The following is a 23,775-nucleotide window of genomic DNA, read 5'->3' as shown; positions in this document are numbered from 1 at the left end:
CCAGGGGATGTACGCCGAAACGGGGAGTGTTTCACGTGAAACTTCCGGGCCAGGACGCGATCGCCCGCAACGCGGACGAGCGTCACGTGACCCACCAGGTGAGACTGCCGAAGAGAGAGATCGAGCGGCCTATCCGCCAGGTCGGCAAGCGACTGGCGATGGCCATGTTCGTGCTCGTCGCCACCGCCTTCATCGTCTATGCCGACAACGAGGGGTACAACGACAACTCCGACGGTTCCGTGGATCTGCTCGACGCGTTCTACTACGCCACCGTCACCCTCTCCACCACCGGATACGGCGACATCACCCCGGTCAGCGATGCTGCCCGCTTCACCAACATCTTCGTGATCACGCCGTTGCGTGTGCTGTTCCTGATCATCCTGGTCGGCACCACACTGGAAGTTCTCACGGAGCGCACGCGCGAGGAATGGCGACTGAACCGCTGGAGGGCGGCCTTGAGGGAGCACACCGTTGTCGTCGGCTGGGGGACCAAGGGGCGGTCGGCGGTCCAGACCGTCTGCGCGACGGGCCTGAGGAAGGAGCAGGTCGTCGTCGTGGACCCCAGCTCGAAGGCCATCGAGGCGGCGACCTCCGAGGGATACACGGGAGTCATAGGGGACGCGACCCGCAGTGATGTGCTGCTGCGGGCGGAACTCCAGAAGGCGCGGCAGATCATCATCTCCACGGCGCGGGACGACACCGCCGTACTGGTCGCGCTGACCGCCCGCCAGCTCAACCGCGGCGCGAAGATCGTGGCCGCCGTCCGGGAAGAGGAGAACGCGCCGCTGCTGAAGCAGTCCGGGGCCGATGTAGTCATCACCAGCGCCAGTGCGGCCGGACGGCTCCTCGGGCTCTCCGTGCTCAGCCCCGCCGCCGGCATGGTGATGGAGGACCTCATCCAGCAGGGCAGCGGGCTCGACATCGCCGAACGTCCGGTCATAAAGGCCGAGGTGGGGCGAGGCGTGCGGGAGACGGAGGACCTGGTGGTCAGCGTGCTGCGCGGACATCGGGTGCTCGGCTACGACGATCCGTCCATCGGCCGGCTCCAGTTGACGGACCGGCTGATCACCATCGTCCGGGCCACCCCGAGCACGAAGATCACCCCCGAGACCAAGCATCTGCCGTAGCGGGAGCGATAGCCGATAAGCGAAAAAGGGGTGGCCCCGGGGTTCCGCGCCCCGGGCCCCCCTTTCCGGGCGATCGCTTACTTGCGGTTGTACAGCCGCATCGTGATCGGTCCGAAGACCAGCACGAACAGGGCGGACCAGCCCAGCGTCCAGGCGATCTCCGCCGTCGGCCACTCGCCCGCCATCAACTCGCGGACCGCCGAGGCCAGATGCGTGACCGGGCTGTTGTTGACGAAGGCCTGGAGCCAGCCCGGCATGGTGCTCGGATCGACGAAGACGTTGGACAGGAAGGTCAGCGGGAAGATCACCATCATGCTGACGCCCATCACGGACTTCTCGGTGCGCAGCATGAGGCCGAACATCGTCCAGATCCACGAGAACGCGAACGAGAAGACGATGAGCAGCGCGACCCCGGCGACCACACCGACCACTCCGCCGTCCGGTCGGTAGCCGAGGATCATTCCGACGGTGAGCATCACCACGGACGCGATCGCGTAGCGCAGGGCGTCGCCGAGCAGATAGCCGACCATCGTCGACGGCCGCCAGATCGGCAGCGAACGGAACCGGTCGAAGACACCCTTCTCGATGTCCGTGTTGACCGAGACCCCGGTGTACATCGTGATCATCACGACCGACATCACCAGGATGCCCGGCAGCAGGAACTGGATGTACTGCTCCGGGGAGCCGGCCAGCGCCCCGCCGAAGAGGTAGGTGTACATCAGCACCATCATGATCGGGAAGGCGGTGACGTCGAAGAGCTGCTCCGGCACATGTTTGATCTTGAGCATCGCCCGCCAGCCGAAGGTCAGCGACGCCGACAGGGCGCTGGGCCGCGGCGGGCGTTCCTTGGCGATGAGCAGCGCGGTGAGCGACTCGGTGCTGACGGGGGCGAGTTCCTTGTTCTCGGTGGTGGTCGCCGTGCTCATGCCGCTGCCTCGTCCTTCGTCTCGGGGGCGTCGACGGCCTGCGTGGCCGTCGCCTTGGTGTCGTGTCCGGTGAGGGCGAGGAACACCTCGTCCAGGCTGGGCTGACCCAGCGAGAAGTTGTCGACGGTGATACCGGTGCGGGCCAGCTCGGCGAGCGCTCGGGCGGCGGCCTCGGCAGCCCCCTGTCCGCCTGCGGATCCCGCGCCGACGCGCGCCGTGAGCGCCACCGGGTCCGGCTCGCGCTGCACGTCGGCGTCGAGGGCGAGACGCAGCACCTCCTCGGCCTGCGGACGCTGGGCCGCGTCGCGCAGCCGCAGATGGACGGAACCGGCACCCACGGACGCCTTCAGCTCGCCCTTCGTGCCCTCCGCGATCACCTTGCCCTTGTCGATGACCGCGATCCGGGACGCCAGCTGGTCCGCCTCGTCCAGGTACTGCGTGGTCAGCAGCACGGTCGTGCCCTGGGCGACCACCGCGCGCACGATGTCCCACACCTGGTTGCGGCTGCGCGGGTCGAGGCCGGTCGTCGGCTCGTCCAGGAACAGCAGGTCGGGGGTGTTGAGGATGGAAGCGGCGATGTCGATACGGCGCCGCATGCCGCCCGAGTAGTGCTTGACCTGCTTTCCGGCCGCCTCGCTCAGCCCGAAGGCCTCCAACAGCTGCCCGGCGCGCTGCCGGGCCGTCCGTTTGTCGTGGCCGAGGAGCCGGGCGAGCAGTACCAGGTTCTCGGTGCCGGTGAGGTCCTCGTCCACGGAGGCGTACTGCCCGGTCAGACTGACCCGGCCGCGTACCTCGTCGGCCTCCCGGACGACGTCGTGTCCGAAGACGTGCGCCTGGCCGCCGTCGGGCCGCAGCAGGGTGGCGAGCATCTTCACCGTGGTGGTCTTGCCGGCGCCGTTCGGGCCGAGGACGCCGTAGACCGTGCCGGCGGGCACGGCCAGGTCGACGCCGTCGACGGCCCGGGTCTCGCCGAACGTCTTCACCAGACCGGCGGTCTCGATCGCGAGGCCGGACGTCTGTGCGCTCATGTTGAGATCCTTCCGCGTACGGGGCCCGTGTCCGGGGCTACGCAAGGGGAGACCGTCGGGACCGCCGGAACTCATCGGTCGCCGCACGGGAAAACATGACTGCGTCGGCTGCTTCTGCGTCGGGCGAAGCGCGTCGGCGAGAACCCGTGCGGCCGTGCGGACTCCACGGTCTCTCCGATGCGGGTCGATCGCACCCCGATTTCACCCGCCCAGGAGGGAGGGAGCGCCAGCCCGGGATCGGCGAAACCGGGGGGACCGGGCCGGGACAGGACGGAGAGGGTGAGGGGTAGCGTCCCTCTCATGCATGCGATCACGATTCCCGAACCCGGTGGACCCGAGGCCCTGGTGTGGGACGAGGTCCCCGACCCGGTGCCCGGCGAGGGCGAAGTGCTCATCGACGTGGCGGCGAGCGCCGTGAACCGCGCCGACCTGCTGCAGCGGCAGGGCTTCTACGACCCACCGCCCGGCGCCTCCCCCTACCCCGGCCTGGAGTGTTCCGGCCGCGTCGCGGAGATCGGGCCCGGTGTGGCCGGGTGGAGCGTCGGCGACGAGGTGTGCGCGCTGCTCTCGGGCGGCGGCTACGCGGAGAAGGTCGTCGTCCCGGCCGGCCAGCTGCTGCCGGTCCCCAGCGGCCTCGACCTCCGCCAGGCCGCCGCGTTGCCCGAGGTGACCTGCACGGTCTGGTCCAACGTCTTCATGATTGCCCACCTGCGTCCCGGTGAGACGCTCCTCGTGCACGGCGGTTCCAGCGGCATCGGCACGATGGCCATCCAGCTCGCCAAGGCAGTCGGCGCGAAGGTCGCCGTCACGGCGGGCACCCAGGAGAAGCTGGAGCAGTGCGCCGCCCTGGGCGCGGACACCCTGATCAACTACCGCGACCAGGACTTCGTCGAGGAGGTCCGGGCGGCCACGGGCGGCAAGGGCGCGGACGTCGTCCTCGACAACATGGGCGCCAAGTACCTGGACCGCAACGTCCGGATCCTGGCCGCCAACGGCCGCCTCGCGATCATCGGTATGCAGGGCGGTATCAAGGGCGAGCTGAACATCGGAGCCCTCCTCGCCAAGCGGGCCGCGATCAGCGCCACCTCGCTGCGGGCCCGGCCCCAGGAGGAGAAGACGGCCATCGTCGCCGCCGTACGCGAACATGTCTGGCCCCTGATCGCCGGTGGCCATGTGCGCCCGGTCGTCGACCGCGAGATCCCCATGGACGACGCGGCCACGGCGCACCGGGTGCTGGAGGAGAGCGGCCACGTGGGCAAGGTGCTCCTGGTGGTGCCGTAGACGAGGCGGGGGCCGCGCGGGGCCACGGCTCGGCTCAGTGAGACGTCTCCGGTTCAGTCCCGCCGTATGCGTAACCCCACGAAGGCCAGTCCGAGGCCCATGCCCAGCAGGATGAGGCCGCTGCCGAGGGTGAATACCCGCAGTACGGGCTCCTCGACGGTCGCGGTGCCGTGACCGGGTGAGACGCCGGGGACGGGCAGGGCGGCGTTCTGGGACGGATCGGGGACGACGGTGGGGTCCGGGCGGTCCGGTCGTGGAGAGTGTCCTCCCGGGGGCGTGGAGACGTCGTCCTCCGGTTCCACGGGGCCGGCGTCCGCCCTGCCCGGCCTTTCCCGGCCCTCGCCCGCGCGGCTGCCGGCCCAGGAGTTCGCGGGGTCGGGCTCGGCCGCGTATACGGCCGGCACGGCCCCCGTCACCAGAACGACGAGCAGCCCCGCGACGAGAACCGGTCCCGTCACGCGCATCGAACGAAGCCAGGAAGCCACGCCCTCAGCGTCACACGCCCTGGGCAAGCCGGCATCCCGGCCCCGACGCGCCGCGAACGTGGGCACGTAAACGGTGGATCACCCTGCGTGGGGGGCACCAGGATGGTGAGGTGTAGGCGTGCGAGAGAATGGCGGCATGGAGATGCCGAGGAACGAACGGTCGCCCGAACAGCCCCAGATCCTGGTCGTGGGCCAGGACGGCATGGCCGTGGGCGGCGGCGGAGGCGACGAGGACTCCCGCGAGGTCCCGGTGACGGAGATGGTGGAACAACCGGCCAAGGTCATGCGCATCGGCAGCATGATCAAGCAGCTGCTCGAAGAGGTACGGGTCGCCCCCCTCGACGAGGCCAGCCGGGCCCGGTTGAAGGAGATCCACGCCAGCTCGGTCAAGGAACTGGAGGACGGCTTGGCGCCGGAGCTGGTGGAGGAGTTGGAGCGGCTCTCCCTGCCCTTCACCGACGAGGTGATCCCGAGCGACGCGGAACTGCGGGTCGCCCAGGCCCAGTTGGTCGGCTGGCTCGAAGGCCTCTTCCACGGGATCCAGACGACGCTGTTCGCCCAGCAGATGGCCGCCCGGGCCCAGTTGGAGCAGATGCGCCGCGCACTGCCGCCGGGCGTCGGTGGTCACGAGGGCGACGACGACCCGCGCACGGTCGGCCGCTCTGGCGGCCCGTACCTCTAGCCTCCGGGCAGTCCTCCGGCGAAACCCCCCACCACGTACGCAAAGGGCCCGGCACACCGAGTGCCGGGCCCTTCCTACGTCTGCGGCGGCGTCAGGTCGGGTTGCCCGTCGAGACCTTGAGGATGATCGAGGGCATGTCCTTGGGGTCGACGTCGTCGGAGGCCGCCGGGTACTGCTCCATGACCGTGCCCTCGCCGTACGTGTTCTCGTCGACCTTCTGGACGTCGTACTGCCAGCCGGCCGCCTGGAAGCACTTCTTCACCGAGTCGATGTTCTTGAAGGTGAAGTCCGGGAGCTCGATCTTGTCGGGGTCGTTGTACGACTCCACGGGCTCCGTGCACTCGGTCGACTCGATGACCTTCGACGTGTCCGGCCCCTTGTGGCCCTCGACCACGGTCGGCGAGGAGGACGCGGGCGCGCCGTCGTCGCCGCCCTCGGCCTCGGTGCCCGAGCCCAGGGTGAGCGCCGTGATCAGACCGCCGATCGCGAGGACCGACACGGCGACCGCGCCCACGATGACGCCCTTGTTGCTCTTCCCGCCCCCCGAACGCCCCGCCGACATGGAGGACTGCTGGGGTGCCAGGTTGTACGGCGGCGGGGTGGCCGAGCCCTGCTGTGGCGAGTACGCGGCGGTCTGCGGCGGCGTCTGGTAGCCGCCCTGCTGCGGGTAGCCGTAGGACGGGGCGGGCGTCGGCGGACCGTAACCGCCCGTCGAGGGCGGCTGGTACGGCGTCTGGACGCTGCCCGACTGCGGTGCGCCCGTGTGGTCGATCGGCGGGAAGACCGCTGAGGAGACCCCCGCGCCGCTGGCCGTCTGCACGCCCGGCACGATGCTCGGCGCGACGGGCTGGAGGGAGGCCGCGACCCGCAGGCACTCGTCCCGCATCGCCTCCGCGCTCGGGAACCGCTCGTTCGGGTTCTTCTTCAGCGCGCGGGCGATGATGGCGTCGACGGCCGGCGGCAGGGAGCGGTTGATCGAGGAGGGAGCGACCGGCTCCTCCTGGACGTGCGCGTACGCGATGGCCAGCGGTGAGTCCGCCTCGAACGGCAGCCGTCCGGTGGTCAGCTGGAAGAGCATGATGCCGACCGAGTACAGGTCGGAGCGGGCGTCCACGCCCCGGCCGAGGGCCTGCTCGGGCGAGAGGTACTGCGGGGTGCCGACGACCATGCCGGTCTGCGTCATCGACGTGACACCGGACTGCATGGCGCGGGCGATGCCGAAGTCCATGACCTTCACGACGTTGCGCTTGGTCATCATCACGTTGCCCGGCTTGATGTCCCGGTGGACCAGGCCCATCTCGTGGCTGATCTCCAGCGCCGCCAGAACGTCCGCGGTGATCTTCAGTGCCTTGTCGGAGGGCATGGCGCCCAGCTGGGCGACGTCCGCGTCGAGCACCGATCCGAGCGGCTTGCCCTCGATGTACTCCATGACGATGTACGGCATCGTCACGCCGTCGAGATCGTCCTCGCCGGTGTCGAAGACCGACACGATGTTCGTGTGGGTGAGCTTCGCCACGGCCTGCGCCTCACGGCGGAAACGCTCACGGAAGGCCTGTTCGCGGCCGAGGTCGGTGTGGAGTGTCTTGATAGCGACCTGTCGGTCGAGCACCGAGTCGTACGCGAGGTGGACGGAGGCCATGCCGCCCTCGCCGAGCAGGTCACGCAGTTGATAGCGGCCACCGGCTAGCGACCGCCCCGCGTACCGGCCCTGTGCGGCGTCCTGGCTCATCTTCCTGCGTCCCCCATCGGCGCGCGCGAAAGCAGCTGGCGTGGCTCCCGCGATCGGTGATCCCCGATGATTCCGGTGATCCTTTGTGCTATTCCCGGCCAAGTCTGCCGCAGGGCACTGACACGTCAAGCGCGGTGCCCGATCCGTGACCGTACGCGAAAGAAGCGTCGCGGAAGCGTTACAGGGGGCGTACGCCCGGTACACAGAACTTGCACGAGTGCGCGCGCTGCGGGTTTCATGGCCGATCGACCTTTGAATCCACCTTGAATCCGTCGTGAACCCGTCGCGCATCCAACCCGGACCGGCCACTTGCGTGAAGGCTGTAGCGTGGCCGACGGAGACCGTAACAAGTACCGCGCGGACCGCGGGCAGAAACGACGGCGAGGACTGATGGCACAGCAGCAGCGCTCTCAGGGCCCGTCCGACCCCGAGGCGACTGGCGGCGGCATGTCGGACGCGCCGGAGTTGTGGGGCAACGGCGGGCTCGTAGGCGACGGCCGGTACCGGATGACCCACAGACTCGGCCGGGGCGGTATGGCCGAGGTGTTCGCGGCCGAGGACGTACGTCTCGGCCGGACGGTCGCGGTCAAACTGCTCCGTTCCGACCTCGCCGAGGACCCCGTGTCCAAGGCCCGCTTCACGCGTGAGGCCCAGGCCGTGGCCGGCCTCAACCACCACTCGATCGTGGCGGTCTACGACTCCGGCGAGGACGTCGTGAACGGCACCCCCGTGCCGTACATCGTCATGGAGCTGGTCGAGGGCCGCACCATTCGGGACCTGCTGATCAACGCCGAGGCCCCGGGCCCCGAGCAGGCGCTGATCATCGTCTCCGGTGTGCTGGAGGCGCTCGCGTACTCGCACCAGCACGGCATCGTGCACCGTGACATCAAGCCGGCGAACGTCATCATCACCACCAACGGCGCGGTGAAGGTGATGGACTTCGGCATCGCCCGCGCCCTGCACGGCGCGTCGACGACGATGACGCAGACCGGCATGGTCATGGGCACGCCCCAGTACCTCTCCCCGGAGCAGGCGCTCGGCAAGGCCGTCGACCACCGCTCCGACCTGTACGCCACGGGCTGTCTGCTCTACGAACTCCTGGCGCTCAGGCCGCCGTTCATCGGCGAGACCCCGCTGTCGGTGGTCTACCAGCACGTCCAGGACATCCCGGTGCCGCCCTCCGAGACCTCGGAGGGGGCGGCGCCGCCGGAGCTCGACGGCCTGGTCATGCGCTCCCTCGCCAAGGACCCGGACGACCGGTTCCAGACGGCCGAGGAGATGCGCGGCCTCGTCCAGTACGGCCTGCAGATGCTGTACGACCAGGGCGGCCACACCGGCACCTGGAACACCGGGCCCGTCACCATGCACGAGGGCCGGCACACGCCGCCGGGCGGCATGTCCGGTACGGCCGTCATGTCGCATCCGGGGGAATCGGGCACCTCGCAGATCCCGCAGCCGATCCTGCCGGGGTACGGCGGCGGTGGCCGGGACGACGGCGGCTTCGAGGGGAACGGCAACCGGGGCAGCGGCCGCGGCAAGCTGTGGATCCTCGCCGTCCTCGCGGTGATCGCCATCGCGGCGGGTGTCGCACTGGCGCTGAACAACAAAGGCGGCACCGGTGGCGGAGACACCGACACCACGAAGTCTCCGTCGGCCTCGACGTCCAGCAAGGACAAGGACGCCAGCGAGTCGCCCAGCGAGGAGGCGACCGAGGAGCCCACGGACGACAGCACCGACTCGGACAACGGCGGCGGTTACACGCCGTCGTACCCACAGACGCCGAGCTTCAGCCAGTCGCCGACGCAGACCCAGCCGTCGGAGGAGCCGACGACCGAGGAGCCGACGACCGAGGAGCCGACACCTACGGACGACGGGGAGGAATCGCCCCCGCCGGAAGAGTCGCCCGATGACAGCAGTGGCGGCGGAGACGCGGGCGGCCTGCCGGGCGGCATCGGCGGCGAAGAGGGGTGACCCCGGTGCAGGGGGCGACCGGGGCGGACCTCGCCCGGGTCGCCCCCTTCGCTGTGCAGCGCGCTCCGCGTGGGCTCACTCCACGAACGCCTCACACACCGCGTCGTACTCCCGTGTCCACCACACCACCAGCGCCGAGGCCGCGGGGAACTGCGGGTCGGCGCGGGTGTCGCCGCGTTCGTAGCGCCAGCGCAGCATCCAGAAGTCGTTGAGCCGCTCCCACCACACGCGGTGCACGGCCGCCGCGAGCTCGGCCGGGGCGGCGCCCGCGGAACGCCGGTACGCGCGCGCGTACGAGCGCACTTTCGCCAGGTCCAGGGCGCCGACGGGACGTACGAAGAAGATCACCGCCGCCCGGACCGCCTCCTCCGCGCGCGGCTGCACACCGAGCCGGTCCCAGTCGAGGATCGCCGCCGGTACGTCCGGGACCTCGTCCCGATAGAGCACGTTGAAGGGGTGGAAGTCGCCGTGCACCCACCCCACCGAGCCACCCCTCGGCGGCCGCCGGTCCGCGTGGCGTTCCAGCAGTCGCCGCCGCTCCAGCAGTCGATGCCGGGCCAGCGCGTCGAACGGGTCGGCCGGGTGGTGACGGCGCACCCGGTCGAGCAGCTCGTCCATGAGGGCGAAGGTGCGGGCGGGATCGGCGCTCTCGGCGCCGACAGGCCCGGAGGCCCCGGACGCCCCAGAGGCCCCGACAGGCCCTCGCGTCTCCGGGGCCCGTCGTTGCGCCGGGATCAGCCGCTTCCGTACGGGCGAGCCCGTCTCCTGCGTCGGCATCACCCGCTCCAGGCAGGCGTGCACGACGCCCAGCAGCGCCCCCAGACGGGCGCACTGCCCGGGAGTGAGCTGGCCGCCGTGCCGGTGGCGCCCCTCGACCCACGGGTGCAGGGCGTAGGCGTGGCCGGCGACGACCGCCACCGTGCCGCCGTCCCGTCCGGTCAGCGGCGGGGCGACGGGAACCCCCAGATCGGCGAGGCGCTGGGTGGCCCGGTGCTGGCGCACGATCGCGGCCGGGTCGGCGGTCTCGGGGTCGAAGTGGTGCTTGAGGAAGTACCGGCCCCGGGTGGTGCGAAGTCGGTAGCCGCGATTGAGGAGCCCCTCGTCGACGGGTTCACAGGCCAGTACGGACCCGGCGGCGTACTGCTCCACAAGGGGGCCCAGAGGGGGCGTGTGGAGCACGGGGGGTGGTACAGATGAGCGCGGCACGCGCCAGATGTTAGGGCACGCGCCGCGCCGCTGACCTCATGCTTGTCACACACAGTCGTTACCGATCACAGAGTGCATAGATCCGAACTGTGGCTCGACGGGCAGACATGCGGGCCGGCCGATCGACGTGCCGGAGGCGGAACGGGGTGATCCCGTCGGCTGCACGGATGGAGCAACTTGCGCCACCGATCTCGCGGCCCGCCCCCGGCGGACTCTTCCCGTGGCCGGGGTGGCCGGGATAACGTGCCGGTGTTCCGGCCCCCTTGCCAGGCTGTAGCCAGTGCTGTGACCAGCAGCTGTTCCCGACGGACGCGAAACTACTTGGACCCCCTAGTACCGAATTAGTTGGAAATCCAAGGAAAATCGCAGGTCAGTAGGGGTTTCACAGGAATGTGGCGCACTGGGTAACGTGCCTTGTGCAGGGCGCTTGCCGGGGCACCTGTCACGTCTGTTCCCGGCCAAGGGCACCCACCCCGTGCACGGGCACCGGGATCAGGCGAGCCGCACTGGCCACCCGGCAACCCCGGGGGCCGGACCGACGGAGGAGCACACGTGACCGTGGAGAGCACTGCCGCGCGCAAGCCGCGACGCAGCGCCGCAGGCAAGACCGGCACCACCGGCAGCAAGGCGGCCGGCACCACCGGCACCAGGCGCGCCGCTGCCAAGAAGCCGACCGACGCCCAGCCCGAACTCGTTCAGCTGCTGACGCCCGAGGGCAAACGCGTCAAGAACGCCGAGTACGACCCGTTCGTCGCGGACATCACCGCCGACGAACTGCGCGGCCTGTACCGCGACATGGTGCTGACCCGTCGCTTCGACGCCGAGGCCACGTCCCTGCAGCGCCAGGGCGAGCTGGGCCTGTGGGCCTCGCTGCTCGGCCAGGAGGCCGCCCAGATCGGCTCCGGGCGGGCCACGCGCGAGGACGACTACGTCTTCCCGACCTACCGCGAGCACGGCGTCGCCTGGTGCCGCGGTGTCGACCCGACCAATCTGCTCGGCATGTTCCGCGGCGTGAACAACGGCGGCTGGGACCCGAACAGCAACAACTTCCACCTCTACACGATCGTCATCGGCTCCCAGACGCTGCACGCCACCGGCTACGCCATGGGCATCGCCAAGGACGGCGCCGACTCGGCGGTCATCGCCTATTTCGGTGACGGCGCCTCCAGCCAGGGCGACGTCGCCGAGGCCTTCACCTTCTCCGCGGTCTACAACGCGCCGGTCGTGTTCTTCTGCCAGAACAACCAGTGGGCCATCTCGGAACCCACGGAGAAGCAGACCCGCGTCCCGCTGTACCAGCGCGCCCAGGGCTTCGGCTTCCCGGGCGTCCGCGTCGACGGCAACGACGTCCTCGGCTGTCTCGCGGTCACCAAGTGGGCACTGGAGCGCGCCCGCCGGGGCGAGGGCCCCACCCTGGTCGAGGCGTACACCTACCGCATGGGCGCCCACACCACCTCCGACGACCCCACCCGCTACCGCCACGACGACGAGCGGGTGGCCTGGGAGGCCAAGGACCCGATCGCGCGTCTGCGCAGCCACCTCGAGTCCGAGACCGACACGAACGAGGAATTCTTCGCGGAACTCGAAGCGGAGAGCGAGGCGTTGGGAAGGCGAGTGCGCGAAGTGGTGCGTGCCATGCCCGACCCGGACCACTTCGCCATCTTCGAGAACGCGTACGCGGACGGACACGCGCTCGTGGACGAGGAGCGCGCCCAGTTCGCGGCGTACCAGGCGTCGTTCGCCGATGTGGACGAAGAGGAGGGCAAGTAGCGATGACCACGCAGACAGCCGCGCAGACGGCAGGACAGAGCGCCGGGCGCTCCGCTGTGAAGAACATGGCGATCGCCAAGGCGATCAACGAATCGCTGCGCACGGCCCTCGAAGCCGACCCCAAGGTCCTCGTCATGGGCGAGGACGTCGGCAAGCTCGGCGGTGTGTTCCGGGTGACGGACGGCCTCCAGAAGGACTTCGGTGAGGACCGGGTGATCGACACCCCGCTCGCCGAGTCCGGCATCGTGGGCACCGCCATCGGCATGGCCCTCCGGGGCTACCGCCCGGTGGTGGAGATCCAGTTCGACGGCTTCGTCTTTCCCGCGTACGACCAGATCGTCACCCAGCTCGCCAAGATGCACGCGCGCTCGCTGGGCAAGGTCAAGCTCCCCGTCGTCGTCCGCATCCCCTACGGCGGGGGCATCGGCGCGGTCGAGCACCACTCCGAGTCCCCGGAGGCGCTGTTCGCGCACGTGGCGGGCCTGAAGGTGGTCTCGCCGTCGAACGCGTCGGACGCCTACTGGATGATGCAGCAGGCCATCCAGAGCGACGACCCGGTGATCTTCTTCGAGCCCAAGCGGCGCTACTGGGACAAGGCCGAGGTCAACCCCGAGGCGATCCCCGGCCCGCTGCACAAGGCCCGCGTCGTCCGCGAGGGCACCGACCTCACGCTCGCCGCGTACGGCCCGATGGTGAAGCTCTGCCAGGAGGTCGCCGACGCGGCGGCCGAGGAGGGCAGGGCCCTGGAGGTCCTGGACCTGCGGTCGGTCTCCCCGCTGGACTTCGACTCCATCCAGGCGTCGGTGGAGCGGACGCGCCGCCTGATCGTGGTCCACGAGGCCCCGGTCTTCTTCGGCTCGGGCGCGGAGATCGCCGCCCGCGTCACCGAGCGGTGCTTCTACCACCTGGAGGCCCCCGTCCTCCGCGTCGGCGGATACCACGCCCCCTATCCGCCGGCCCGGCTGGAGGAGGAGTACCTGCCCAATCTGGACCGGGTGCTCGACGCCGTCGACCGCGCGCTGGCGTACTGAGGGAGAGGTCCGTGACGACGATGACAGACACGTCTCCGCGCGAGTTCAAGATGCCCGACGTGGGCGAGGGACTCACCGAGGCCGAGATCCTCAAGTGGTACGTCCAGCCCGGTGACACCGTCACCGACGGCCAGGTCGTCTGCGAGGTCGAGACGGCCAAGGCCGCCGTCGAACTGCCCATCCCGTACGACGGTGTCGTACGCGCACTGCACTTCCCCGAGGGCACCACGGTCGACGTCGGCACGTCGATCATCGCGGTGGACGTGGCGGGCGGAGCGGCCCCGGCCGCCGCCGACGAAGCCGCGCCCGCCCGGCAGGCGGCCGAGCCGGAGCCCGCGGCGAAGCCGGTGGCGGAGCGGGCGCCGAAGAAGCCCGAGGGCCGCAAGCCGGTCCTCGTGGGCTACGGCGTCGCCGAGTCCTCCACGAAGCGTCGCCCCCGCAGGGGCGTACCGGCCGCCGCCGCGCCGGCCGAGGACACGCTGTACGGCGCCTCGGCCCTCCAGTCCGTCCAGGGCGAGCTGAACGGACACGGACAGCGCGGGGCCACCGTCGCGCGTCCACTGGCGAAGCCGCCGGTCCGCAAGCTGGCCAAGGACCTCGGGGTGGACCTGGCGACGATCACCCCGTCCGGCCCGGACGGCATCATCACCCGCGAGGACGTCCACGCGGCGGCGGCCCCCGAGCCCGCGGCGGAGGCCCCCACGGCGCCGACGGCCCCCGTCGCACCCGCCGCGTCCACCACGGCCCTGGCGCCGGTGGCCTCGTACGGCGCGCGCGAGACCCGTGTGCCGGTCAAGGGTGTCCGGAAAGCGACGGCCGCGGCCATGGTCGGCTCGGCCTTCACCGCGCCGCACGTCACGGAGTTCGTGACCGTCGACGTGACCCGCACGATGAAGCTGGTCGAGGAGCTGAAGCAGGACAAGGAGCTGGCGGGCCTGCGGGTGAATCCGCTGCTCCTGATCGCCAAGGCCCTGCTGGTCGCGATCCGTCGCAACCCGGACATCAACGCCACCTGGGACGAGGCCGCCCAGGAGATCGTGGTCAAGCACTACGTGAACCTGGGCATCGCCGCGGCCACCCCGCGCGGTCTGATCGTCCCGAACATCAAGGACGCCCACGCGAAGACGCTGCCGGAGCTGGCTCAGTCGCTGGGCGAGTTGGTGTCGACGGCCAAGGAGGGCCGGACCTCCCCGGCCGCCATGCAGGGCGGCACGGTCACCATCACCAACGTCGGCGTCTTCGGCATCGACACCGGTACGCCCATCCTCAACCCCGGGGAGTCCGCGATCCTCGCGGTCGGCTCGATCAAGCTCCAGCCGTGGGTCCACAAGGGGAAGGTGAAGCCCCGCCAGGTGACGACCCTTGCCCTGAGCTTCGACCACCGGCTGGTGGACGGGGAGCTGGGGTCGAAGGTGCTGGCGGACGTGGCGGCGATCCTGGAACAGCCGAAAAGGTTGATCACTTGGGCGTGAGACTCCCGGCTGGGTAGGCTCGGCACACAGGGGCGCCGCAACTTCGGATTGCGACGCCCCTGTCCCATGCCCGCGCTCAGCGCTGGTGCAGCACGTACACCGGCGCCCCGTCCTCCGCCGCACCCACGGGCTGGATGCAGGCGTGCTTGCGCAGCAGCCGGAGGCATTCGTTCACGCGGTGCACCGACAGTCCCGTACGGGCCGCGATCGCTTCCAGCGGCTGCCGCAGCTCACCCTCCTCGACGAGCACCGGCGCGATCACCACGGCCACCGTCCATACGTCCGCCGTCACGGACAACCGTTCGCGCCAGTCGGCCAGCACGGACTCGGTGGTGGGGTGCGTCTCGAAGGCGGTGGCGGCGGGCGCCGGGTGCATGACGGCGAGGGCGTCGAGCCGGTTGGCGATGCGCTCCATCGCCTGGGCCATGGCCTGCTGGGCGGCGAGTCCGGCCCGCTGCATCTCGACCATGTGCTGCTGGGTTTGCAGCATGTGCTGCTGGGTTTGCAGCATGTGCTGTTGAGTTTGCAGCATGTGCTGTTGCGCGTCCCGCAGCTGCTCCTGCAGAGCGAGTGATTTCTGCTGCGCGACTGCCAGTTGCTCGTCCGCCTGGAGGTTGCGCTCCTCGAGCCGGACAATGGCTTCGGCGATCTGCTCGGGCATGGCGTACGCGATGGGTGTGCCGGGGCCGACGGGCTGGACCTCCGCCTCGTCCAGGGCGTAGGAGCCCTCTCGCTGAATGGTCTCGATCACCTCGGCGACCCACTGTTTGAAGGGTGCGCACTCTGCCTTGGTGCAGGCGCTGACGAGCAGGATCAGACCCTGGAGATCGATCAGATTCAGGTCTCGACGCCACTCTCTACCTGCGGGAACGCTGAGACCGTAAGCTCCAGTTACGGTCTCAAGAATGTCTCGGTGCCTCTCGGGGACATGATCCGCAAGAGCCTGTCGCGAGTTGGTGTGCCCCAACTGCTTGCAGACGTCCACCGCCGGGAACCAGTGCGTCCCGTCCGGCATGGTGAGTCGGCGTACGCGGGCTCCGGTGGCCGCGTACACGAAGTCGCCGGCGTCGATGGCGTCGTGCTGCGTCCGGGGGTCGGGTTGGTGCTTGCTGGGTTCGATCATGTGAACCACCTCCGCTGCGGAACGTACGGTGGCGGAAATCGAATATGCCAGCTGGGTTAGCCACATTCACTGGTGCGAGGTAAAGAATCCTGATCGGCTTGCGTCCAGAAACGCGAAGGGGGCCACCGCGGTGAGCGGTGGCCCCCTTCACATTCCTCCGAGAGGCCAGTGGCCGGTGGCCAGTGGCCCGTTGCCTAGAGGGTGGCGAAGCCGTAGTCCATCAGCTTCTTCACGTCCGCCATGCGCTTGGTCTCGTCGGTCGACGTGAGGACGGTGCCCACGATGGTCTTGCCGTTACGGGTCGCGGCGAAGACGAGGCAGTACTTGGACTGGGTACCGGAGCCGGTCTTGATGCCGATGGTGCCCTTCCAGCCGAGAAGCTTGTTGGTGTTCGACCACGTCGTGTTGCGAGTGCCACCGGTCTTGGTGATGGTCTTCGCGGTGTACGACTTCGTCGCCACGATCTTCTTGAACGTCGTGTTCTTCATGACGTTGCGCGCGAGCTTGGTGAGGTCACGCGGAGTCGAGGCGTTCGCGCCCTTGCTGATGCCGTCGAACGAGTCGAACTTCGTGTTCGTCATGCCGAGGCTCTTGGCCGTCGAGTTCATCTTGGCGATGAAGTTCTTGGTGCGGGCCGAGGTCGTCGAGCCGGAGCCGAACTTGTCGGCGAGTGCCATGGCGGCCTCGCAACCCGACTTCAGCATCATCCCGTGCAGCAGCTGACGGACGGTCACCTTGTCGCCGACGATCAGCCCCGCGGACGAGGCCTGGTTGTTGACGATGTAGTCGCTGTACTCCTTCTTGATCGTCACCTTGGCGTCGAGGTTCAGGTTCGCCTGCGACAGCACGACCTTGGCGGTCATGACCTTCGTGGTGGAGGCGGTGAGCCTCTTGGTGTCGGCGGCCTTGGTGAAGAGCGTCTTGCCGTTGGCGGCGTTCATCACGAACCCGCCCTTGGCGGTGATCGTGGGCTTCGCGGGAGCGGCCTGCGCGGGAGCGGAGGTGACCGCTCCGGTCGCGATCATCGCACCGGTGGTCACGGCGACTGCAGCGGCTCTGCGGACACGTACGCCCTTTATGGCGGTAATCAAGTCAAGTACCCCGATTGCGTCAAATGTCTGTGGAGCGCGGCCACTTGGGCTCCGGTTGCGGGCAAGCAGGGCCGCTTCTCGTGTGACAAGTGAGTAGCACAAAAGGTTGTGCTCCGGGTGAGGCGGGGATCAATTCGAGTCCATCTCACAGTCTTTTGACGGGTTCACAGTGGGTTCAGGGCGGGTTCGGGGCCGGGTTTCCGCGCGGGCGCGCCGTCCCGGATCGTGGACGAGGGCGGCAATGCGTACGTGTTGTATCTATGCTGTGGTCATGTCCTCCGCCCCGGCTCCCGCCTCCGCCGTGAAGCAGCCCCCCGCCGCCGACCGTGTCTACGCCCACGTCAAACAGGGTGTTCTGGAACGCCGTTACGAGGGCGGCACGCTGCTCACCGAGGGGGAGCTGGCCGAGGCGGTCGGTGTGTCCCGGACGCCGGTGCGGGAGGCCCTGCTGCGGCTGGAGGTCGAAGGGCTGATCAAGCTCTACCCGAAGAAGGGCGCCCTGGTGCTGCCCGTCTCCGCCCAGGAGATCGCGGATGTCGTGGAGACCCGGCAGCTCGTGGAGGAGCACGCGGTCCGCAAGACGGCCCCGGCCTCCCCGCAGCTGATCGAGCGGTTGGAGAGCCTGCTGGAGCGGCAGAAGGCGCAGGCGGCCGCCGGGGACCTGGCGGGCGCCGCGGTGACCGACCGCTGTTTCCACGCCGAGATCGTCCGCAGCGGGGGGAACGAGATCCTCTCCCGCCTCTACGACCAACTCCGGGACCGGCAGCTGCGGATGGGCGTAGCCGTGATGCACGCCCACCCCGACCGCATCACCAAGACGCTCACCGAGCACGAGGAGATCCTCCGGGCGCTGCGCGCGGGCGACGCGGAGGCGGCCGTGGCGCTCGTGCACCGGCACGTCAGCTGGTTCTCCATGCTGGCGAGGGGGGAGGTCCGTTGAGCCGGCCCGCCATATCGTCGTCCGCCGGGGCCCTGCCCGGGGATCCGCCCGGCGGCCGTCGCGCCCTCGCCGTCTGGGGTGTGGGTGTCTCCGTCTACTTCGTCGCCGTCATCTTCCGTACGTCGCTGGGCGTGGCCGGACTCGACGCCGCCGACCGCTTCCACGTGGGCGCCTCCGCCCTGTCGACCTTCTCGATCCTCCAGCTGCTGGTCTACGCGGGCATGCAGATACCCGTCGGCCTGCTGGTCGACCGGCTCGGCACCAAGAAGGTGCTGACCCTGGGCATCGTGCTGTTCACGGCCGGCCAGATCGGCTTCGCGCTGTCGCCGTCGTACGGCATGGCGCTGGCGTCGCGGGCGTTGCTGGGCTGCGGCGACGCGATGACGTTCATCAGTGTGCTGCGGCTGGGCAGCCGGTGGTTCCCGGCCCGGCGCGGACCGCTCGTCGCGCAGATGGCGGGCCTGGTCGGCATGGCGGGCAACCTGGTCTCGACGCTGCTGCTGGCGCGGCTGCTGCACGGGGTGGGCTGGACGGCGGCGTTCGCGGGAAGCTCGGTCGCCGGTCTGGTCGTGCTGGTCCTCACCCTGCTGTTCCTGAAGGACCACCCGGACGGGCACGAGCCGGAGCCGTTCCCGCACCACGGCGCCGCGTATGTGCGGCGGCAGATCGCGGCGTCCTGGCGGGAGCCCGGCACCCGGCTCGGCATGTGGGTGCACTTCACCACCCAGTTCCCGGCGATGGTGTTCCTGCTGCTGTGGGGGCTGCCGTTCCTGGTCCAGGCGCAGGGGCTCAGCAGGGGCACCGCCGGTGAACTGCTCACCCTCGTCGTCCTGTCCAACATGGTGGTCGGACTGGTGTACGGCCAGATCGTCGCCCGGCACCACGCCGCGCGGCTGCCGCTGGCCCTCGGGACGGTCCTCACGACGGCGGCGGTGTGGGCGACCACGATCCTCTACCCCGGCGAGCACGCCCCGATGTGGCTGCTGATCGTGCTCTGCGCGGTCCTCGGTGCCTGCGGTCCGGCTTCGATGCTCGGTTTCGACTTCGCCCGCCCGGCGAACCCGCCGGAGCGTCAGGGCACCGCCTCCGGAATCACCAACATGGGTGGTTTCGTCGCCTCCATGACGACCCTCTTCGCGGTCGGTGTCCTCCTGGACCTGACCGACGACGACTACGGCATCGCCTTCTCCGCCGTCTTCGTCCTCCAGGCGCTGGGCCTGAGTCAGATCCTCCGCCTGCGTGGCCGCGCGGCCCGCCGGGAGCGGGAACGGCTGGTGGCGAGCCGGGTGGAGACGGTGCACGTACCGGCGTAGGGCCCTGAGGTGATGGCCGGGGCGTCGGGGGCCCCGTGGCCCGGCGGCTAGTGCCGCGGCGGGCGACGTTCGCCCGTCGCGCAAACGTCGCCTGCCGCGGCGCTAGACGGTCACCGCGAACGCGCGCAGGATCGCCGCGATCAGGTGGGGGTCGCCCTCGGCCTTGATGCGGTCGGCGACGAGGTCGGCGGTGACGCGGCCGCAGGCGAGGCGGACGTAGGTCTCCCAGTCGAGCGTGAGGGTGGCGGCGGGGCCGAGGGCGGGAGCGGTCTCCAGCGTGCCGCGTCCCTGGATGTCCACGCGGACGGTGCGGATGAACTCCACCGGGCCGTGCACGTCGAAGACGACGGCCGAACTGCGCGGCGCCTGCGCGTCCTCCGCGACGACCTTCGGCAGCACGGACAGCAGCTCGTCACGGACGACGTGCGCGCCCGGCGAGTCCAGGTTCCCCGGCTGCCCCAGCGCGGCGCGCAGGTCCTGCTCGTGGACCCAGACGTCGAACGCGCGGTTCCGCATGGCCTGTTCGAGGGTCAGCTCCGTGCCGAGCGGGCCCCGCACCTTGTGGCTCGGATCCCTCGACTCGTTCCGCAGCTGGCGGTTGCGCCGGATGATCGTGTACTCCAGCTCGGAGGTCATCTCCGGCGCGGTGTGGTGACGGCGGGCGTCGACCTGCATCTCCATGTAGCGCTGGTGTTCGGTCCGTACGTGGTACAGGTCGCGCGGCAGGGTGTGGATCGGCCGAGGGTCGCCGAGCATCTCGCAGTCCAGGCCGATGACATGGGAGACCACATCGCGCACCGACCACCCCGGGCAGGGTGTCCGGCGGTTCCACTCGCCCTCCACGAGCGGCGACACCAGCTCGGATATCGCGTCCACGGAGTGGGTCCAGGCGTCGGCGTAGGGCTGAAGAGTGGGATGCAGACTCACGGAACGGGACCCCTCGGGCGGTCGGTACGTGTCAGTACGGTCGGTACGTGTCGGCTACGTGGGTGGTGGTCTTCAGTTGGGGGCGTCGGCGTTGACGGCGTTGAGTAGGTCGTCGGCGGCTGTCAGTGGGTGCTGTGAAACGTTAAGTTACGCTGCTGTGAGGCACCCCGGCAGTGCTTTCGTGTGACGATCGTAGGCCGGTGTGGACGGCTCGAATGCCAGGACGGTGGTACTGTGCGCGCCTCGCTCATCCAGATCGGCGTAGACGAGGACGAATCGATCGATTCGCGCAGGCGGCGGGTGGCCGCGCTGGTACGGGGCCAGGACGACGCCGATCTCGTCGTCCTCCCGGAGCTCTGGACCACCGGCGCCTTCGCGTTCGAATCCTTCGCCGAGGCGGCCGAACCCCTGGAAGGGCCGACGTACGAGGCGATGGCCAAGGCCGCGAGCGACACGGGCGTCTGGCTGCACGCGGGCTCGATCCCGGAGCGGGACCCTGACGGAACCCTCTACAACACCTCCCTCGTCTTCTCACCCTCCGGCGACCTCGCCGCCGCCTACCGCAAGATCCACCGCTTCGGCTTCGACAAGGGCGAGGCCGTGCTGATGGGCGCCGGCGCGGAGCTGGTGACGCTTCGCCTCCCGGACACGACCATCGGCATCGCCACCTGCTACGACCTGCGGTTCCCGGAGCTGTTCCGGGGCCTGGTCGACGCGGGCGCCGAGGTGTTCGTGCTGTCGGCGGGCTGGCCGGAGCGCCGACGCTCCCACTGGACGCTGCTGGCGCGGGCCCGTGCCGTGGAGAACCAGGCCTACGTCCTCGCCTGCGGAACGGCCGGTACGCACGCGGGGGTCCCCCAGGCCGGCCACTCGATCGTGGTCGACCCGTGGGGCGAGGTCCTGGCGGAGGCGGGCCCGGGCGAGGAGGTCCTCACGGTCGACCTCGACCCGACGAAGGTCGCGACCACGCGCGAGCAGTTCCCGGCGCTGAAGGACCGGCTGCTGGGGCTGGAGACACCGCGCCGCTGAGCCCGCGCGGCGTGCGCTCCGTCAGTCGTCGCCCCGCTCCCGCTCGGCCAGGTTGATCACGCACACCGTCACGGCGATCAGCAGGGCCGGGTCCGCGTCGTCCCGTACGACGTCGAGGCCGTAGGTCTCGCGGACCCGCAGCCACCTGCGGGAGATGTGCGCGAGGAGTTCGCCGTCGTACTCGATGACGAACTCACGGTCGAGGATCTTGCCGCTGACGTCGAGTTCGGTGCCGTCGGCCAGGGAGACCCGGAAGTGGTTGCGCAGCAGGGAGAGGCGTTTGCGGCGGACGGTGGCGAGGGGCTCGCCGCCGCGTTCGACGACCATCGTGTCGCGCACCGCGAACATCTTGCGGCGGATGTCGATCAGCACCTCCCCCCGGGTGTCCTTCAGCTCGAAGGTGTCCCGCAGCCGCATGGCCTTGCCGTCGACGAGGAAGGCCTTCCGGCCGTGCTCGTCCTCGATCCAGTAGTCGTCACCGATGCCGAGGAGCCGGTCGCGCACGAGGTATCTCATGCCTTCAGGCGTTCCCCGGCGCCCGTTCCGAAACGTCGTCCGTAGGCCGAAGAGCGCAGTGCGGCCTCCTGGCGACGCCGACCGGCGCGACGGATCGCGGCGGTCCCGAGTCCGCGCCGGAGGCCGGCGCCTGCTGTCGCGCGGTAGCTGACCAGGCTGCGGTCGGACCTGGACTTCCGGGCCCCGGGGGGCGTGGACCAGCAGGACCGGGGCGTGCCGGTCCGGCTCACGGAGTGTGGGACGGACCGACTGCCGCCGGCCCCGGTGGGATGGACCAGGGCGACAGGGCCGGGCCCGGGTCGGGGTCCGGCCTAGTAGCCCTGGTAGCCGCCGCGCTGGTGCCGGTCCTCGTCGATGACCGGGGCCGTGGGGGGCACCACGACCCGCTTCCGCTTGGCGATGCTGCTGAACGTCGCGACTCCGATGAGCCCGACGATCATGAAGATGATGCCGACCAGGTCGAGGTTGACCCCTTGCATGTCCCAGTCGGTGGCGAACGTGAGGATGGCCCCCACCGCGATCAGAATGATGCACCCGCCCAGGCCCATGAGTGTTCCTCCCTGTGTCCGGTTGGGTCGGCCGGTCGTTCCGGTCGTTCGGTCCTACCGGTTGACATCGGGTACCCGGACAGGCCGGTCCGTAACAGCAGTTGGGGGCGGGACGGGGCGGAGGCGGCCCGGGATCAGCCTTCCAGGAAGGCCGAGAGGGCGTTCGCCAGGAGGTAGGGGTCCTTCGCTCCGCACAGCTCGCGGACGCTGTGCATCGAGAGGATGGCAACGCCGATGTCGACGGTGCGGATGCCGTGCCGGGCGGCGGTGATGGGGCCGATGGTGGTGCCGCAGGGCATGGAGTTGTTGGAGACGAACGTCTGGTACGGCACCCCGGCCTTCTCACAGGCGGCGGCGAAGACGGCGCGCCCCGAACCGTCGGTGGCATAGCGGTTGTTGACGTTGACCTTCAGGAGCGGGCCGGCGTCCGCGCGCGGGTGGTGCGTCGGGTCGTGGCGCTCCGCGTAGTTGGGGTGGACGGCGTGGCCGGTGTCGGAGGACAGACAGACCGTCCCGGCGAAGGCCCGTGCCCGGTCCTCGTAGGAGCCGCCGCGCGCGAACACCGAGCGCTCCAGCACGCCGCCGAGCAGCGGGCCGTCCGCGCCGGTGTCGGACTGGGAGCCGTTCTCCTCGTGGTCGAAGGCGGCGAGGACGGGGATGTGGGGGAGGTCGTCACCCGAGCCGGCGACGGCGGCGAGTGCGGCCGTACCGGCGTGCACGGAGAGGAGGTTGTCCATGCGGGGACCGGCGAGCAGTTCGTTGTCGCGGCCCAGGTACGCGGGCGGTTCGACGGAGTGGGTCATCAGGTCCCAGCCGGTGACCTCGCCCGCGGGCAGACCCGCCTCCTCCTCCAGGAAGGCGATCAGATCGCCGTCGCGGACGTCGTCGCCGAGGCCCCAGACGGGCTGGAGGTGACGCTGCTTGTCGAGCTTGAGGCCCTCGGAGGAGACCGTCCGGTCGAGGTGGATGGCGAGTTGGGGGACGCGCAGGAGGGGTCTGTCGACGTTGACGAGGCGGCTGGTGCCGTCGCGCAGGGAGAGCCGGCCGGCGATGCCGAGGTCGCGGTCGAGCCAGGAGTTCATCAGCGGGCCGCCGTAGATCTCGACGGCGATCTGGCGCCAGCCGTGGGCGCCGCTGTCGGGGCGGGGCTTCACGCGCAGGTTGGGGGAGTCGGTGTGGGCACCGATGATGCGGAAGGGGGTGTGGGGGTGGGCGCCCTTCGGGACGTACCAGGCGATGATCGCGCCCCCGCGCAGCACGTACCGGCCGCCGAGCGAGCCGTCCCACGCGTCGGTCTCCGAGACCTGCCGGAAGCCTGCCTTCTCCAGCCGTTCCGCGGCGCTCGCCACCGCGTGGTACGGGGTCGGGCTGCTCGCCAGAAACGTCATGAGGTCGTCGGTGTGGCCGCGATCGAAGCGTGGGGGTGTGCGCATGGGGTTCACCTTAACGACGTACGAGGGCCCGCTCCCTGGGGACGGGAGCGGGCCCTCGTGGTGAGCGTGTGGAGGAGGGGCGGCCGGACGACCGGCAGGGGGCCTCCCGCCCCCCCGACCGGGTGCGGCCCGGGTGCGGCCCGGGGG

21 protein-coding genes are annotated in these 23,775 nt (G+C 70.1%); 10 read left to right on the top strand and 11 right to left on the bottom strand.

Annotation, left to right across the window (positions count from 1 at the left end; genetic code table 11):
* Positions 1 to 35 precede the first annotated feature (35 nt).
* A complete protein-coding gene (locus tag RM704_RS10120; protein WP_033530557.1) occupies positions 36 to 1,127 on the top strand; it encodes a potassium channel family protein in 1,092 nt (363 codons plus the stop codon).
* Positions 1,128 to 1,204: 77 nt separating this feature from the next.
* Here the strand turns inward: RM704_RS10120 and RM704_RS10115 are convergent, their stop codons facing one another.
* Complete coding sequence (locus RM704_RS10115; protein ID WP_033530556.1) at positions 1,205 to 2,053, bottom strand: ABC transporter permease; 849 nt, start codon at positions 2,051 to 2,053, stop codon at positions 1,205 to 1,207.
* The gene (locus tag RM704_RS10110) at positions 2,050 to 3,081 is read right to left on the bottom strand and encodes an ATP-binding cassette domain-containing protein (RefSeq protein WP_033530555.1); all 1,032 of its coding nucleotides are present in this window, start codon (positions 3,079 to 3,081) and stop codon (positions 2,050 to 2,052) included. Before RM704_RS10110 ends, RM704_RS10115 begins: the two co-directional genes overlap by 4 nt.
* Positions 3,082 to 3,381: 300 nt before the next feature.
* Between RM704_RS10110 and RM704_RS10105 the strand changes: the two genes are divergently transcribed.
* Complete coding sequence (locus RM704_RS10105) at positions 3,382 to 4,362, top strand: NAD(P)H-quinone oxidoreductase (protein ID WP_033530554.1); 981 nt, start codon at positions 3,382 to 3,384, stop codon at positions 4,360 to 4,362.
* Positions 4,363 to 4,415: 53 nt separating this feature from the next.
* On the opposite strand, the gene RM704_RS10100 is transcribed toward RM704_RS10105, so the two are convergent.
* Positions 4,416 to 4,847, bottom strand: coding sequence for a hypothetical protein (locus RM704_RS10100; protein WP_033530553.1), 432 nt, complete (start codon positions 4,845 to 4,847; stop codon positions 4,416 to 4,418).
* Between the two features lie 136 nt (positions 4,848 to 4,983).
* Here RM704_RS10100 and RM704_RS10095 point away from each other — a divergent pair, with 136 nt between their 5' ends.
* On the top strand, positions 4,984 to 5,529 hold the full coding sequence (locus tag RM704_RS10095) for a bacterial proteasome activator family protein (RefSeq protein WP_033530552.1): 546 nt from the start codon (positions 4,984 to 4,986) through the stop codon (positions 5,527 to 5,529).
* A 91-nt stretch (positions 5,530 to 5,620) separates the two neighbouring features.
* On the opposite strand, the gene RM704_RS10090 is transcribed toward RM704_RS10095, so the two are convergent.
* The gene (locus RM704_RS10090; protein WP_033530551.1) at positions 5,621 to 7,258 is read right to left on the bottom strand and encodes a protein kinase domain-containing protein; all 1,638 of its coding nucleotides are present in this window, start codon (positions 7,256 to 7,258) and stop codon (positions 5,621 to 5,623) included.
* A gap of 390 nt (positions 7,259 to 7,648) precedes the next feature.
* Here RM704_RS10090 and RM704_RS10085 point away from each other — a divergent pair, with 390 nt between their 5' ends.
* A complete protein-coding gene (locus RM704_RS10085) occupies positions 7,649 to 9,229 on the top strand; it encodes a protein kinase domain-containing protein (RefSeq protein ID WP_033530550.1) in 1,581 nt (526 codons plus the stop codon).
* A 75-nt stretch (positions 9,230 to 9,304) separates the two neighbouring features.
* Here the strand turns inward: RM704_RS10085 and RM704_RS10080 are convergent, their stop codons facing one another.
* Entirely contained in the window at positions 9,305 to 10,408 is a 1,104-nt protein-coding gene (locus RM704_RS10080; protein WP_192829804.1) for a phosphotransferase, read from the bottom strand.
* 579 nt (positions 10,409 to 10,987) lie between these two features.
* On the opposite strand from RM704_RS10080, the gene pdhA reads away from it, so the two are divergent.
* From pdhA to RM704_RS10065, 3 genes are read left to right on the top strand one after another with little or no spacing between them, the layout of a single operon-like run.
* Entirely contained in the window at positions 10,988 to 12,205 is a 1,218-nt protein-coding gene (gene pdhA / locus RM704_RS10075; RefSeq protein WP_033530548.1) for a pyruvate dehydrogenase (acetyl-transferring) E1 component subunit alpha, read from the top strand.
* Between the two features lie 2 nt (positions 12,206 to 12,207).
* Positions 12,208 to 13,236: an alpha-ketoacid dehydrogenase subunit beta gene (locus tag RM704_RS10070; RefSeq protein WP_052146353.1), complete on the top strand. Its 1,029-nt coding sequence runs from the start codon at positions 12,208 to 12,210 to the stop codon at positions 13,234 to 13,236.
* An 11-nt stretch (positions 13,237 to 13,247) separates the two neighbouring features.
* Complete coding sequence (locus RM704_RS10065; protein WP_033530547.1) at positions 13,248 to 14,708, top strand: dihydrolipoamide acetyltransferase family protein; 1,461 nt, start codon at positions 13,248 to 13,250, stop codon at positions 14,706 to 14,708.
* A 76-nt stretch (positions 14,709 to 14,784) separates the two neighbouring features.
* On the opposite strand, the gene RM704_RS10060 is transcribed toward RM704_RS10065, so the two are convergent.
* Both RM704_RS10060 and RM704_RS10055 read right to left on the bottom strand, forming a co-directional pair.
* Complete coding sequence (locus RM704_RS10060; RefSeq protein WP_033530546.1) at positions 14,785 to 15,831, bottom strand: BRO-N domain-containing protein; 1,047 nt, start codon at positions 15,829 to 15,831, stop codon at positions 14,785 to 14,787.
* A gap of 194 nt (positions 15,832 to 16,025) precedes the next feature.
* Positions 16,026 to 16,871, bottom strand: coding sequence for a D-alanyl-D-alanine carboxypeptidase family protein (locus RM704_RS10055; RefSeq protein ID WP_033530545.1), 846 nt, complete (start codon positions 16,869 to 16,871; stop codon positions 16,026 to 16,028).
* Positions 16,872 to 17,193: 322 nt separating this feature from the next.
* Here RM704_RS10055 and RM704_RS10050 point away from each other — a divergent pair, with 322 nt between their 5' ends.
* A complete protein-coding gene (locus RM704_RS10050; RefSeq protein WP_033530806.1) occupies positions 17,194 to 17,862 on the top strand; it encodes a GntR family transcriptional regulator in 669 nt (222 codons plus the stop codon).
* Entirely contained in the window at positions 17,859 to 19,175 is a 1,317-nt protein-coding gene (locus tag RM704_RS10045; protein ID WP_052146352.1) for an MFS transporter, read from the top strand. Before RM704_RS10050 ends, RM704_RS10045 begins: the two co-directional genes overlap by 4 nt.
* A 102-nt stretch (positions 19,176 to 19,277) precedes the next feature.
* Here the strand turns inward: RM704_RS10045 and RM704_RS10040 are convergent, their stop codons facing one another.
* Entirely contained in the window at positions 19,278 to 20,102 is an 825-nt protein-coding gene (locus tag RM704_RS10040) for a maleylpyruvate isomerase family mycothiol-dependent enzyme (protein WP_033530544.1), read from the bottom strand.
* A gap of 234 nt (positions 20,103 to 20,336) precedes the next feature.
* Between RM704_RS10040 and RM704_RS10035 the strand changes: the two genes are divergently transcribed.
* Positions 20,337 to 21,131, top strand: coding sequence for a carbon-nitrogen family hydrolase (locus tag RM704_RS10035; protein ID WP_033530543.1), 795 nt, complete (start codon positions 20,337 to 20,339; stop codon positions 21,129 to 21,131).
* A 21-nt stretch (positions 21,132 to 21,152) separates the two neighbouring features.
* On the opposite strand, the gene RM704_RS10030 is transcribed toward RM704_RS10035, so the two are convergent.
* The 3 genes from RM704_RS10030 to RM704_RS10020 all read right to left on the bottom strand — a co-directional run bounded on the left by RM704_RS10030 (position 21,153) and on the right by RM704_RS10020 (position 23,628).
* Positions 21,153 to 21,647 carry an LURP-one-related/scramblase family protein gene (locus RM704_RS10030; protein ID WP_033530542.1) on the bottom strand — a complete coding sequence of 165 codons (495 nt, stop codon included), beginning with the start codon at positions 21,645 to 21,647 and terminating at the stop codon, positions 21,153 to 21,155.
* A 311-nt stretch (positions 21,648 to 21,958) separates the two neighbouring features.
* On the bottom strand, positions 21,959 to 22,195 hold the full coding sequence (locus tag RM704_RS10025) for a DUF6458 family protein (RefSeq protein ID WP_033530541.1): 237 nt from the start codon (positions 22,193 to 22,195) through the stop codon (positions 21,959 to 21,961).
* A 134-nt stretch (positions 22,196 to 22,329) separates the two neighbouring features.
* Positions 22,330 to 23,628 carry a M18 family aminopeptidase gene (locus tag RM704_RS10020; RefSeq protein ID WP_033530540.1) on the bottom strand — a complete coding sequence of 433 codons (1,299 nt, stop codon included), beginning with the start codon at positions 23,626 to 23,628 and terminating at the stop codon, positions 22,330 to 22,332.
* Positions 23,629 to 23,775: the final 147 nt, after the last annotated feature.

The sequence above is a fragment of the Streptomyces gottesmaniae genome (assembly GCF_031845845.1).
In the GTDB taxonomy this organism is placed as follows: domain Bacteria; phylum Actinomycetota; class Actinomycetes; order Streptomycetales; family Streptomycetaceae; genus Streptomyces; species Streptomyces akebiae.
The sequence above is the reverse complement of the archived record's forward strand: the minus strand, read 5'-3'. Positions and strand labels throughout refer to the sequence as shown.